Raw genomic sequence first — 12,456 nt, 5'->3', positions numbered from 1 at the left:
GTACGAGGATGATCCTCCGCCTTGCGATCGCACGCACCAGACGCCGCGGGCCCCGCCCTTCGGGCGGACGGCGCTACTTTCGCAACACGCCCTAGGCGCCCCAGGCGCTTGTGGGCACCCGGCATCCGAGGCACTGGTGTGCACCAGGCGCCCTGCGGCGGTCGCTCGTCACCCTGCGGCGGCCCCGTGGCACTCACAGGCGGCGGGGGACGACGTCCCATCCGCCGGGCCCGCCCGGGTTGTCCGTATCGCCGTCGGTGCCGCCGTCGGACGGCCCTCCGTTGGTCGAACCGCCGTCCGTCCTGCCACCGTTCGTGGCCCCGCCCGTCGTGGTGCCGCCGCTTGACGGCCCTGTGGTGGTCCCGCCGGTCGTCGGGCTTCCCGTCGACGGCCCGCCGTCCGTCCCGCCACCGTCCGTGGACGCGCCGCCGGTCGCCGGGCCCTCCGTCCGGCCGTCCTCGGTCGGGCCCGTGGTGTCCGGGGATGCCGACGAGTCGTCGTCCGACTCATCCGACTCGTCTGACTCGTCCGGCTCGTCCGGCGGGGACAGTTCCTCGTCCGAGCCCTCCGTGGGCGTGAGGTCGAAGTCCTTCACCTCCCTGCCCGTCAGCGCCGCAGCCGTGAACTGGCCCCAGATCCGGGCGGGCGCCCCGCCACCGTTGATCCGTGCCAGCCCCAGCGCCCCGTACAGAGGTTTCTGTACGCCGGTGTCGGGGTCCTGGCCCATGACGGCGACGACGGTGGCCAGATCCGGGGTGTAGCCCGCGAACCAGGCCGCCTTGTCGCCCTCCGCGGTCCCGGTCTTTCCGGCGGCAGGCCGGCCGGCGGACAGCGCCGCCATGCCGGTGCCCTTCTCGACCACGCTTCGCAGCACGGCCGTGGTGGTGTCGGCGGCCTCCCGGCTGACGGCCTGCCTGATCGGCGCGTCGGGCAGCTCGATCTCCGTGCCGTCCTTGCTGATGCTCTCGACGAGCGTGTATCTGCCGTGCCTGCCGTGGTTGGCGAGCGTCGCGTACGCCTCCGCCATGTCGAGGACGCTCGCGGTGGCCACACCGAGCGCGATGGACGGGGTCGCGGTCAGATCGGGGGTGTTCTTCGGGACGCCGAGCGCGATCGCGGTCTCCCGCACCCTGCTGGGCCGTACGTCCTGGGCCATCTGCGCGTACACCGCGTTGACCGACGCGTCCGTGGCGTCGCGGACGCTGATGTGACCGTACGAGATGTTGTCCTCGTTCTCCGGGGCGTAGCCGACCGGTCCGTAGGCACCCACCACCTCGCGCCGGTCGGTCCCGTCGTAGACCGTGCTGGGAGTGATGCGGCGGCCGTCCTGGGTCGAGGAGCCGTTCTCGATCGCGGCGGTGAGGACGAACGGCTTGAAGGTGGAGCCGACCTGGTAGTCGCGGCGCGTGGCGTTGTTGACGTACTGCTTGGTGTAGTCGATGCCGCCGTACATGGCGACGACCTTGCCGGTGGCCGGGTCGATGGAGGCGCCGCCGACGCGGACGTTCCGGTCGGCGGGCCGGGTGCCGTCGCGACGGTGGGCCATCACATGCTTGTCGACGGCTGCGGCGAAGGCGTCCTGCTTCCCCTTCTCCAGCGTGGTGGTGATCCGGTAGCCGCCGTGCGCCAGGGTGTTCTCGTCGATGATCCTGTTGTTGGTGAGCCAGTCCTCGACGGCCTGGACGACATAGCCGCGCTGTCCGGACAGCCCGGTCGCGGGCCGCGCGGTGTGCGGTGTCGGGAACGTCAGGGCGGTCCGCTCGGAGGCGGGCAGCCATTGCTCCTTCACCATGCCGTCGAGGGTGTAGTTCCAGCGCGCGAGCGCCTTGGGCAGGTTCTCGGGGTGGGTGGCGACGTCGTACGCGCTGGGGGCGTTGAGCAGTGAGGCGAGGTACGCGCCCTCGGCGGTGCCGATCTCGTCGATGTCCTTGCCGTAGTACGCGTGCGCGGCGGCCTGGATGCCGTACGCGTTGCGTCCGAAGTAGCTGGTGTTGAGGTAGCCCTCCAGGATGTCGGACTTGCTCTCCTCGCGGTCGAGCTTGATCGCGATGAAGAACTCCTTCACCTTTCGGGTGACCGTCTGCTCCTGCCCCAGGTAGTAGTTCTTGACGTATTGCTGGGTGATCGTGGAACCCGACTGTCTGCCCTTGCCGGTGACGGTGTTCCAGGCGGCGCGGACCATCGCCAGCGGGTCGACGGCCCGCTCGGAGTAGAAGTCGCGGTCCTCGGCCGCGAGTACCGCGTGCTGGACGGTGCGCGGGACCTGGGCGAGCTGGATGTTCTCCCGGTTGACCTCGCCGTCGCGGACGATCTGGGTGCCGTCCTTGTAGAGGTAGACATTGGACTGGGCGGTGGCCGCGGAGTTGGCGGGCGGGATGTCGACGAGCATGTAGCCGGCGAGGAAGCCGCCGATCAGGGCCAGCGCGAACAGCAGGAACGCCCCGAGCGCCATCCGCCAGGTGGGGATCGCCCGGCGCCAGCCGGTGCGCCTCGGGCGGGTTCTTGTGCCTACGTCGCCCAGGTCGCCTACGCCGCCTACGCCGCCAACGCCACCCTCGCCGAACCTGCCACCTGTTCCGCCCCTGTCGCCCACATCGCCCGGCCGGCTGGGCGTGGGTCCGACCATCGTCGGATCCCGCGGATCCCAGCGCTGCTCCTGTGGCTCGTCGCTCATGTCTGTGGAGACTCCTCGGCCCCGACCGGAGGTCTCCCTCCGGAGTAACGGTGTCATTTCGGGCGATTCGCTTGGTGTGCCCATACTGCACTTCTCGCCCTGCTAACCCCCGGACCCCCGCTCGGAATACGGTCGCGGCGGCCAGTTCCGCTCGGCTAGGGTCGGGCGCTTTGGTGCGTTTCGACATGTGCGCTGGGAGGAGGGGCTGTTGTGAGGCTCTACGCGGTCGTTGCGGCAGGTGGATTCCGGCGCTATGCGACGTACCGAGTGGCGACGGCGGCAGGAGTGTTCACCAACACCGTTTTCGGCTTCATCATGGCGTACACCTATATCGCCCTATGGGATGAGCGGCCGCAGCTCGGCGGCTACGACCTCTCCGAGGCGCTGACCTATGTGTGGCTGGGTCAGGCTCTACTGATGACCTGCGCCATGATGGGCGGCGGTTTCGAGGACGAGCTGATCGAGCGGATCCGTACCGGCGACATCGCCATCGATCTCTACCGGCCCGTCGATCTCCAACTGTGGTGGCTGGCGGGCGACTTGGGCCGCGCCGCGTTCCATCTGCTCGGCCGCGGTGTGGTGCCGATGCTGCTCGGCGGCCTCGCCTTCGATCTCGCGCTGCCCGTCTCCCCGCTCGCCTGGCCGGCCTTCCTGCTCGCCGTGACCCTCGGGGTGGTGGTGAGCTTCGCGGTGCGCTATCTGGTCGCGCTGTCGGCGTTCTGGCTGATGGACGGCGCGGGCGTCATGCAGATCACCTGGCTGGCCGGGCTGTTCTTCTCGGGGATGCTGCTGCCGCTCACCCTCTTCCCCGGCGCGCTCGGCGATCTGGCCCGCCTTCTGCCCTGGTCCTCACTGCTCCAGGTCCCGGTGGACGTTCTCCTGGGCAAGTACCGGGGTTGGGGGCTGGCCGAGGCGTACGCCTTCCAGGCCGGGTGGGCGGTGGCACTGCTGGGCGCCGGGCGGCTGCTGCAGTCGGCCGCGACGAGGAGGGTGGTGGTCCAGGGTGGCTGAGCGGGAGCGGCCGGGGGTGGTGCGGAGGCTGCGAAACGTGCCGCCGGGCGGGCTGCGAGGCGGGCTGCGAAACGTGCCGCCGGGCGGGCTGCGAAACGTGCCGCCGGGCGGACTGCGAGGCGGGCTGCGGGCCTATGTCCTCATCGCCGTGATGTGGATGCGCTCGACGATGACGTACCGCGCGTCCTTCGCGATGACGGCGTTCGGGAACTTCGCGGCGACGTCGTTCGACTTCGTCGTGATTCTGCTGATGTTCGCGCATGTGGACGCGCTCGGCGGGTACAGCCTGCCCGAAGTCGCCTTCCTGTACGGCGCGGCCGGCACCGCCTTCGGCCTGGCCGACCTGGTCATGGGGTCGATGGACCGGCTGGGGCGGCGGGTGCGCGACGGCACGCTGGACACCCTGCTGGTGCGGCCCGCCCCGGTGCTCGCGCAGGTGGCGGCGGACCGTTTCGCGCTGCGCCGGCTCGGCCGGATCACCCAGGGTCTGCTGGTGCTCGGCTACGCGCTGCTCGTGCTGGACATCGCGTGGACGCCGCTGCGGGTCGCCATGGTGCCGATGATGGTGCTCAGCGGCGCGGCGATCTTCGCGTCGATGTTCGTGGCGGGCGCGGCGTTCCAGTTCGTCGCGCAGGACGCCGCGGAGGTGCAGAACTCCTTCACGTACGGCGGCAACACGCTGCTGCAGTACCCGCCGACAATCTTCGCGAAGGACCTGGTGCGGGGCGTGACCTTCGTCGTACCGCTCGCCTTCGTCAACTGGCTGCCCGCGCTGTACGTCCTGGGGCAGCCCTATCCGCTTGACCTGCCGCGCCTGCTGGCGTTCGCGCCGCCGCTCGTCGCGGCGGTGTGCTGCGTGCTCGCCGGACTGGCCTGGCGGGCCGGCCTTCGTTCGTACCGGAGCACGGGGAGCTGACGCGTCATGGACTTCATCAACGACACCGCCGAGGACGCCGCCGACGGCGCCGTGGACGACGCCGTGGACGTCTCTGTCGTCGCCTCCGTCGGCGACTCCGTCGAGGACTTCATCGAACTCGACGGGGTGGAGAAGGTCTTCGACGTACGGCGCAGGACAGGCCTGCTGCGCCGCGAGAAGACGCAGGTACGGGCGGTCGACGGCATCACCTTCCGGGTGCCGCGCGGCGAGATGGTCGGCTACATCGGCCCGAACGGCGCCGGAAAGTCCACCACCATCAAGATGCTGACGGGCATTCTCACGCCGAGCGGCGGACGGCTGCGCGTCGCCGGCATCGACCCGTCGCGCGAGCGGACCCGGCTGGCGCAGCGCATCGGCGTGGTCTTCGGGCAGCGCACGACGCTGTGGTGGGACCTGCCGCTGATCGACTCGTACCGCCTGGTCCACCGCATGTACCGGATCCCCGGCGCGCGCTACCGGGAGAACCTGGAGCGGTGCGTGGAACTGCTGGACCTGGGCGAGCTGCTGAACGTACCCGTACGGCAGCTGTCGCTCGGGCAGCGCATGCGCGGCGACATCGCGGCGGCGCTGCTGCACGACCCCGAGGTGCTCTACCTCGACGAGCCGACGATCGGCCTCGATGTGATGTCGAAGGCGAAGGTGCGGGAGTTCCTGCGGAACCTGAATGCCGAGCGCGCGACGACCGTGCTGCTGACGACGCACGATCTGACCGACATCGAGCAGCTGTGCAAGCGGGTCATGGTCATCGACCACGGGCGGCTGATGTACGACGGCGCGCTGGCGGGGCTGCACGAGGTGGGGGCGAGCGAGCGGACGCTGGTGGTGGACCTGGAGCGGCCGCTGCCGCCGATCGCGGTGGCCGGGGCGCGGACGGTACGGGTCGAGGGGCCGCGGCAGTGGCTGTCGTTCCCCGCGGCGGAGTCGGCGGCGCCGATCGTGGCCGCGATCGCGGCGGAGTATCCGCTGATGGATCTGTCGGTGCGGGAGCCGGACATCGAGGCGGTGATCGCGAAGATGCTGTATCGCATGGAGGACCGGCCGGGCAGCCGCGCGGCCCGTGGCGCTTGAGACCTGGAGCAGCTCGTACCCTTGCCCCATCGCTGACCGAAGCCAGTGCTACGGATCACGCCCGGGGGCGAAGGACGGTTCCCGATGTCGGCCTGGTCGACCGCACCGACCGAGCGACAGCACCGACCGAGCGACAGCGGTGAGTCCAGCCGGTGAGGCGCGCGACGCGGGCGGCGTCCGCAGTCGGTGCTGTGGGTGCTGTGGGCGCTGTAGGTGCGGCGATGGAAACTCGGATTGACTAGGCTGACCGTATGACGAGCGATCTTCCGGAAATGCGGGCCTCCGACGCCGAGCGGGAGCAGATCGCCGAGCGGCTGCGCGACGCGGTGGCCGAGGGGCGACTCGACATGGAGGAGTTCGAGGAGCGCCTGGACGCCACGTACAAGGCGCGTACGCGTGGGGAGTTGGAGCCGCTGGTACGGGATCTCCCCGCACCGGGAGGCAGCTCGGCAGCGCCGCTCGCCGCCGTACCCGCAGCAGACGGTGCCGTGGACTGGTCCCGGCGTGTGGGTCAACCACCCACGTCCACGGGGGCGTTCGCCTTCTGGAGCGGGTTCATGCGCAGGGGCACGTGGACCGTCGGTCGTACTTTCACCGCTGTCGCACTCCAGGGCGGCGGCGAGATCGATCTGCGGGATGCGAACTTCGAGGACCGCGAGATCGTGATCCGCTGCTTCACGCTCATGGGTGGCATCCAGGTCACCGTTCCCCCGGAGCTGCACGTCGAGGTCAAGGGCTTCGGCTTCATGGGCGGCTTCGACGAGAAAGACGTGGACGAGGCCGTTATCGCACCGGGCTCGCCCCGCGTGGTGATCACCGGCTTCGCCCTGATGGGCGGCGTCGGCGTGGAGCGCAAGATGCGCAAGGCCGACAAGCTGCGGCTGAAGGAGGCCCGCCGCCGTGCACGCCTGGAGAAGGGCGAGCGCGGCGCGGAGGCGCGGGGCGAGCTCGAGTAGCGCGCCCGCCGCGCCCGCCGTTCCCACTTCCACGTCCGCCTGCCACGCGGCCGTGGGAACTCGACGTGCGTCCCAGGAGTAGGTCAGATAGGGAAGGGACGATACGTACGCGGACGGGTGGAGCGGATGAAAAGAACGGATCGCGCCAATCCGGATCCCCAGAGGGTCCCCGGAGAGCCCGGCCCGCCGGCGGCGAACGAGCCCGGGACGGTGGCGTCCGGCGCCGCGCAGAGGCCTGGGCTCGGGTCGGGGGCGTCCGCTGCCCCGGCGGCGGCCGGGCGGAACGGGTCGTCCGGGAGTCCTGACCAGTCAGCTGCGCAGGAGGCTGGGCTCGGGTCGGGGATGTCCGATGCCCCGGGCACGTCGGGGCCTGGTGGGGCCGCGGGTCCGGAGCGTCAGGACCGTGGCGCGGGCTTCGCCGGTGTGCCGGCGGCGGCTGGGCGGGACGGGGTGTCCGGGAGTCCTGACCAGTCGGCCGCGCAGGAGGCTGGGCTCGGGTCGGGGGCGTCCGGTGCCGCGCAGGAGGCTGGGCTCGGGTCGGGGGCTTTCGCTGCCCCGGCTGCGGCCGCCGGTCCTGGTGGGGTCGCGGGCTCACCGGGAGGCGGCACCGGCTCCGGCGTTGCCCGGCCCGGCGGAGGCACGGCCAATGGCCCGGCAGGCGACACGGACATGACAGCGGCCAATAGCGCAGCACGTGGGACCGGCCGGGCGGCCGGAGGTGCCGGAGCCGGGACCGGCCGGGTAGCCGGAAGCGCGGCAGGCGCCACAGCCGACGGCGAGGTGCGTGACAGCGGCGGGAGCATCGTCGGCGGAACCCGCCGAGGCCCGACAGGCCGCACCCGCCCGGCAGCCACCTCCCCGACGGCCGCCGGAGGCACCCGCCCCGCCCCCCTCGCCTCGTTCGCGTACACCGCCGCCGACGAGGAGAAACGCCGCGGCGTTCGCCGGATGAAGTCGATGGCCACCGGTCTGCTCCTGCTCGTCGCGCTGATCTTCACGCTCGCCACCTGGGCGAAGAACTCCGGAATCGACGGCTGGCCCGGCTACGTCGCCGCGGCCGCCGAAGCCGGCATGGTCGGCGCGCTCGCCGACTGGTTCGCGGTCACCGCACTGTTCAAGCACCCCCTCGGCATCCCCATCCCGCACACCGCGATCATCCCCACCAAGAAGGACCAGTTCGGCTCGTCCCTCGGCTCGTTCGTCGGCGAGAACTTCCTCTCCGGTGAGGTCGTCCGGGCCCGCCTGAGCGGCCTCTCCCTCGGCGGACGGCTCGGCGCCTGGCTCGCTGAGCCCGCGCACGCCGACCGGGTCACCGCCGAGCTGTCGACCGCCCTGCGCGGCGCGCTCACCGTCCTCCGGGACTCCGACGTCCAGGCGGTCGTCGGCGAGGCGATCACACGCCGCGCCGAGGCCGTCGAGATCGCGCCCGGCATAGGCAAGACCCTCGACAAGGTGGTCGCGGACGGCGCCCACCACCGCGCCGTCGACCTGATCTGCGCCCGCGCCGCCGACTGGCTGGTCGAGCACGGCGACTCCGTCATGGACGCGGTCCAGGGCGGCGCCCCCGGCTGGACCCCGCGTTTCGTCGACCGGAAGGTCGGCGAGCGCGTCTACAAGGAGCTGCTCCGCTTCGTCACGGAGATGCGGGACATGCCCGCCCACCCGGCGCGCGGCGCGATCGACCGGTTCCTCGCCGACTTCGCGTCCGACCTCCAGGCCGACACGGACACCCGCGTGCGGGTGGAGCGCATGAAGTCGGACATGCTGTCCCGCACCGAGGTGCAGGACATCATCGCCTCCGCATGGTCCTCCGTACGCGCCATGATCATCTCGGCCGCCGAGGACGAGCGCAGTGAGCTGCGCCTGCGCGCCCGCGCGTCCCTCATGTCGTTCGGCGCCCGACTGGCGACGGACGGCCGGATGCAGCAGAAGCTGGAGGGCTGGGTCGAGGACGCCGCGGTCTACGTCGTCACGACGTACCGCGAGGAGATCACGTCCCTCATCAGCGACACCGTGGCGAGCTGGGACGCCGAGCACACCTCGCGCAAGATCGAGGCACACATCGGCCGTGACCTGCAGTTCATCCGTATCAACGGCACGGTCGTCGGCGCGCTGGCAGGTCTGCTGATCTATACGGTCGCGCATGCGCTGGGTGCGTGAAAAAGTGCTGGGCGCGTAGACCGGACCCTGTCGTCCGGTTACGCGCCCAGCCACCATGGGGGAGTTGCCCATACGTACGTACGGGCCCCCGCCCCCGTTCAATCCCGTGTGGAGCGGTTCGCTCAGGCCGCCCGACGGGTGACGGCCCACGACGCGAGCGCCACCCCACCCGCCACGGTGAACACAGCAGGCCACGCCCCCACCTTCTTGGCCAGCGGATGCGACCCGGCGAACGCGGCCACGTACGCCGCACTCAGCCCGGCCGCGGCCTTCCCCCCGGCCTCCTGCTGCCACTGCCGTGCGGCGACGGCCCCGGCGGTGGCCAGCGCGACCCCGCCGAGCGGCCGCTTCTTGGTCCACCGGGCGACGGCGTAGCCCCCGATGAGGCCGCTCGCCGCGACTGCCGCTGCCGGAATCCTCGCCATGATTGCCGCCCTTCGTTCGGTCTTGGACTGGCTTGAGCCTAACGAGGGGGTTCGGTGGCCAGGAGCCGGGCCGAGGCCGGGCAGGAGCCGGGCGCGGGCCGGGCCCTGACCTGCGCCAGACCCTGACCTGCGCCCACCGCCCACCGCCTCCCGCACGGCGCGCACCCCGCAGAGCGCCCGCCGCCTCCCCGCCCGCCGCCTCCCCGCGCACCGCCTCCCGCGCACCGCACGGCGCGCACCCCGCAGAGCGCCCGCCGCCTCCCCGCCCGCCGCCTCCCCGCGCACCGCCTCCCGCGCACCGCACAGCGCGCACCCGCAGAGCGCCCGCCGCGCACCGTGCAGCGCGCGCACCCGCCGTCAGTGGAAGAACTGCCCGCGCACGGCCCCGTCAGGGAACTCCGCCGTGTGGATGTTGGAGTAGTAGTTGCGCGGGTTCTCCCGGACCCGCTTCACCACGTCCGGGTTCTGCCCCGCCAGCCGCCCGCTGACGGCGAAGATCCCGTCCGGCACCGGCCGGTTGAAGAAGTCGAAGACGACGTCGCCGTTCTTGCCGAACTTGCCCTTGTGGACGTGGCCCTTCGACGGGCTCTGGATGTTGACCCAGGCGAAGGAGTAGTCCACGGCCGTGCCCTTCGGGTGCAGGAACGTGACCGCGTGCCCGTCCGGGTCGCCGACCTTCGACGCGTCGTTCTTCGGGACCTCCTGGCCGCCGTTGGCGAGCGCCCGCAGCTTGCCGCCCTTGATGATTTCCAGCGGGTTGATGTTCCGCTTGAGCGGCTTCAGCTGGCCGCGCACCGCCCCGCCCGGGAACTCCGCGCTGTGCAGGTTGACGTAGAAGCCGGCGGGGTTGGTACGGATGCTCTCTGCGAGCTTTGCGTCGGTGACCGCGACCTGCCCGGCCGCCGAGTGCACCGTGTCGGGCATCGCGGTGCCGAACAGCGGCACCTTCACCGCCCCGTTCTTCCCGGCGACGCCCTCGTGGATATGGCCGAGGCTCGGCACGAAGCCCTTCCACTGCAGTGCGAACGTGACCCGGTCGCCCTTCACCTTCACCAGGGCGATCGCCTTGCCGTCCGGGTCGTTCACCGCGGGCCCGCCCTGCACGGGCACCTCGTTGGCGCCGGAGAGCTCGGCGGCCAGGGTCACCGCCTTGCCGGCGGCCGGCGTGGTGAACGTGGCGGCGTTGCCCGTCTTCGTACCTCCGCCCCCCGCCCCCGAACCATGGCTGTCATGCCCGCCGTGCGCGATCGCCGGAGTAACACCCGCAACACCGATAACAATTGCCGCTGCCGTCACCGCGAGAAATCGCTTCTGCATTGTTCTCATCCTCCCGTTGAGGCCGACTCGCATAGAGTCGGTCGCCGGGAAGTACGCGCCGCGGCTCGCGGTTGTTCAATAGAAAATCTCTTTAATTCGATTGAACCGCGGGTCAGTTGCCGCCGTACAACCCTGCGTAGCCACACACACCGAACCGGGGGATCACCATGCGCAGCGCCCGTACCAAGACGACGCTCCTCGCCGCTCCGGCGGCCACGCTCGCCCTGCTCGCGCTGACCGCCTGCGGCGGGTCCGACGAGCCCGCGGACGCGTCCGCGGGCAAGCCCGCCAAGCCCGCCAGGACCGCCGCCTCCGTCAAGATCGCGGACTCCCCGCTCGGCCGGATCCTGGTCGACGATTCGGGCCGTACGCTGTACGGATTCGCCAAGGACAAGCCCGGCGCCGCGAGCGCCTGCGACGACGACTGCATCGCGGTCTGGCCGGCCCTCACCTCGGCCGAGGACGTCACGGCCGGCAGCGGCACCACCGCCTCCCTGCTGAAGGAGATCAAACTCGGCGAGGGTGCGGAGCAGGCGACGTACGGGGACTGGCCGCTCTACTACTACGTCGGCGACACGACGCCCGGTGACCTCAACGGGCAGGGCCTGGACGGCGAGTGGTTCGTGATCGCGGCGGACGGAAAGCTCATCAAGAAAGCGGTCTGACGTCACCCGGAATTCGCCTCTCCATTCCTTCATGATTCCGTAACAGGCGTAATCCAGTTCGGTTACGGCCACCCGTGGACCTGCGGCGGCCGGAATTCAGCCCCCGCCCGCCGCAGCCGGCCATTCCCGGTGGCCACCGCCTTGTCCGTCCCCCGCGGCGGGCGGCCCCGGGAATGGTCCTCGTCCCCCGGGTCCTCGTCCGGATCCTCGTCGCCCCGATCCTCGTCGCCCGGATCCTCGTCGCCCGGGTCCCCGTCGTCCGGGTCCTCGCCCGGCCGCGGCCGGGCACGGTCGGACCGGTGGGCGACGGGGATGTGGCGACCGAGGAGGAGGCCGCAGCGACCAGCGCATCCGTGGACTGGGCCGCCTTCCGGACAGCCGGATCCGTTGCGATGACGGGCCGCGGAACGCACCCTGGAGTAAGAGGTAGGGAGACCGTTATGCCCACGCTCGAGGAACAGATCGACATCACGGCACCCGGTGACGTGGTCTGGGACCATTTGCACCAGGTCGAGGACTATCCACGGTTCGTCGGAGGCGTACGGGAAGCCCGGCGCGAAGGCACCACCGGCGTACACATGGACCTGGAGGGCGGCGGCGGCACGGCCCGCGGGATCGAGGCTGCCACCGATGACCTCCGCCCCAACGAGACGATGACCTGGAGAACCACGGAGGGCCCGCACCTGAGCGGCTCCGTATCGCTCCTCCCCATCGACGCGACCCACACCAGGATGCAGCTGCGCATGGAGTACGACCCCGCCGAGGCGCACAATGCCTTCGGGGGGCCCAAGGGCTTTGCCCAGTCCTCCGCCATCGAACGGACCGTCCGGGAGGACCTCCACCAGTTCAAGGACCTGGTGGAGCAGGCACATCCCATCAAGTAACGCCACGATGCCCCGCACGCAGGGGCTGACGGAACCGTACGGCGAAGGTGACCCGTCATGACGCAACACTGGAACATCGACTTGTCGTTCGAGGAAGACGGAACCCGGACCGCCTGTAAAGCCTCGCTCAGCGGGGAAAATGCCCCCGGCGTCCAGGGCAAGGGAGTAGCCAGGCGTAGCCCCGGCGACACCCCGGACGCGAAGATAGGCGAGGAACTCGCAGCGGCCCGCGCCTGCTCCGAACTGGCCCACGAGCTTGTGGGCCGAGCCGCCGCCGATGTGGAGAGCCACACCCACAGGCCGGCCGACATCGCCATGTGACCCAACTCGACACCAACCCGACACCAAGAGGCCGAGGG

At 71.0% G+C, this 12,456-nt stretch carries 11 protein-coding genes; 8 read left to right on the top strand and 3 right to left on the bottom strand.

Features of this window, described 5'->3' with window-relative positions:
* Nucleotides 1-193: 193 nt before the first annotated feature.
* Nucleotides 194-2,674, bottom strand: a complete 2,481-nt coding sequence (locus tag ACWGI8_RS27805; protein ID WP_453664951.1) for a transglycosylase domain-containing protein — start codon at nucleotides 2,672-2,674, stop codon at nucleotides 194-196.
* A 210-nt stretch (nucleotides 2,675-2,884) separates the two neighbouring features.
* On the opposite strand from ACWGI8_RS27805, the gene ACWGI8_RS27800 reads away from it, so the two are divergent.
* The 5 genes from ACWGI8_RS27800 to ACWGI8_RS27780 all read left to right on the top strand — a co-directional run bounded on the left by ACWGI8_RS27800 (nucleotide 2,885) and on the right by ACWGI8_RS27780 (nucleotide 8,806).
* Nucleotides 2,885-3,685 carry an ABC transporter permease gene (locus ACWGI8_RS27800; protein ID WP_453664949.1) on the top strand — a complete coding sequence of 267 codons (801 nt, stop codon included), beginning with the start codon at nucleotides 2,885-2,887 and terminating at the stop codon, nucleotides 3,683-3,685.
* Between the two features lie 64 nt (nucleotides 3,686-3,749).
* Nucleotides 3,750-4,601, top strand: coding sequence for an ABC transporter permease (locus ACWGI8_RS27795; RefSeq protein ID WP_453664953.1), 852 nt, complete (start codon nucleotides 3,750-3,752; stop codon nucleotides 4,599-4,601).
* Between the two features lie 6 nt (nucleotides 4,602-4,607).
* Nucleotides 4,608-5,690 (top strand): ABC transporter ATP-binding protein, encoded by a 1,083-nt coding sequence (locus tag ACWGI8_RS27790; protein ID WP_453664947.1) that lies wholly within the window; start codon nucleotides 4,608-4,610, stop codon nucleotides 5,688-5,690.
* A 251-nt stretch (nucleotides 5,691-5,941) separates the two neighbouring features.
* The gene (locus tag ACWGI8_RS27785; RefSeq protein WP_453664946.1) at nucleotides 5,942-6,646 is read left to right on the top strand and encodes a DUF1707 SHOCT-like domain-containing protein; all 705 of its coding nucleotides are present in this window, start codon (nucleotides 5,942-5,944) and stop codon (nucleotides 6,644-6,646) included.
* Nucleotides 6,647-7,315: 669 nt separating this feature from the next.
* Nucleotides 7,316-8,806, top strand: coding sequence for a DUF445 domain-containing protein (locus ACWGI8_RS27780; RefSeq protein WP_453664944.1), 1,491 nt, complete (start codon nucleotides 7,316-7,318; stop codon nucleotides 8,804-8,806).
* 122 nt (nucleotides 8,807-8,928) lie between these two features.
* Here ACWGI8_RS27780 and ACWGI8_RS27775 read toward each other — a convergent pair whose 3' ends face one another.
* Both ACWGI8_RS27775 and ACWGI8_RS27770 read right to left on the bottom strand, forming a co-directional pair.
* Nucleotides 8,929-9,231 carry a hypothetical protein gene (locus ACWGI8_RS27775; RefSeq protein WP_453664943.1) on the bottom strand — a complete coding sequence of 101 codons (303 nt, stop codon included), beginning with the start codon at nucleotides 9,229-9,231 and terminating at the stop codon, nucleotides 8,929-8,931.
* Between the two features lie 357 nt (nucleotides 9,232-9,588).
* Nucleotides 9,589-10,548, bottom strand: a complete 960-nt coding sequence (locus tag ACWGI8_RS27770; protein WP_453664942.1) for a CHRD domain-containing protein — start codon at nucleotides 10,546-10,548, stop codon at nucleotides 9,589-9,591.
* Nucleotides 10,549-10,715: 167 nt separating this feature from the next.
* Here ACWGI8_RS27770 and ACWGI8_RS27765 point away from each other — a divergent pair, with 167 nt between their 5' ends.
* The 3 genes from ACWGI8_RS27765 to ACWGI8_RS27755 all read left to right on the top strand — a co-directional run bounded on the left by ACWGI8_RS27765 (nucleotide 10,716) and on the right by ACWGI8_RS27755 (nucleotide 12,418).
* A complete protein-coding gene (locus ACWGI8_RS27765; protein ID WP_453664940.1) occupies nucleotides 10,716-11,213 on the top strand; it encodes a COG4315 family predicted lipoprotein in 498 nt (165 codons plus the stop codon).
* A gap of 173 nt (nucleotides 11,214-11,386) precedes the next feature.
* A complete protein-coding gene (locus tag ACWGI8_RS27760; protein WP_453664939.1) occupies nucleotides 11,387-12,097 on the top strand; it encodes an SRPBCC family protein in 711 nt (236 codons plus the stop codon).
* A 57-nt stretch (nucleotides 12,098-12,154) separates the two neighbouring features.
* Complete coding sequence (locus ACWGI8_RS27755; RefSeq protein WP_453664938.1) at nucleotides 12,155-12,418, top strand: DUF1876 domain-containing protein; 264 nt, start codon at nucleotides 12,155-12,157, stop codon at nucleotides 12,416-12,418.
* The last annotated feature ends 38 nt before the right edge of the window (nucleotides 12,419-12,456 follow it).

Source organism: Streptomyces sp. NPDC054841, from assembly GCF_053611045.1.
This window is presented reverse-complemented; position numbering and strand designations above follow the sequence as displayed.

Coding starts and splice junctions, on each gene's coding strand:
- ACWGI8_RS27805 (WP_453664951.1), bottom strand. CDS start 2,674: ATGAGCGACGAGCCACAGGAGCAGCGCTGGGATCCGCGGGATCCGACG.
- ACWGI8_RS27790 (WP_453664947.1), top strand. CDS start 4,608: ATGGACTTCATCAACGACACCGCCGAGGACGCCGCCGACGGCGCCGTG.
- ACWGI8_RS27785 (WP_453664946.1), top strand. CDS start 5,942: ATGACGAGCGATCTTCCGGAAATGCGGGCCTCCGACGCCGAGCGGGAG.
- ACWGI8_RS27780 (WP_453664944.1), top strand. CDS start 7,316: ATGACAGCGGCCAATAGCGCAGCACGTGGGACCGGCCGGGCGGCCGGA.
- ACWGI8_RS27775 (WP_453664943.1), bottom strand. CDS start 9,231: ATGGCGAGGATTCCGGCAGCGGCAGTCGCGGCGAGCGGCCTCATCGGG.
- ACWGI8_RS27770 (WP_453664942.1), bottom strand. CDS start 10,548: ATGCAGAAGCGATTTCTCGCGGTGACGGCAGCGGCAATTGTTATCGGT.
- ACWGI8_RS27765 (WP_453664940.1), top strand. CDS start 10,716: ATGCGCAGCGCCCGTACCAAGACGACGCTCCTCGCCGCTCCGGCGGCC.
- ACWGI8_RS27760 (WP_453664939.1), top strand. CDS start 11,387: ATGGTCCTCGTCCCCCGGGTCCTCGTCCGGATCCTCGTCGCCCCGATC.
- ACWGI8_RS27755 (WP_453664938.1), top strand. CDS start 12,155: ATGACGCAACACTGGAACATCGACTTGTCGTTCGAGGAAGACGGAACC.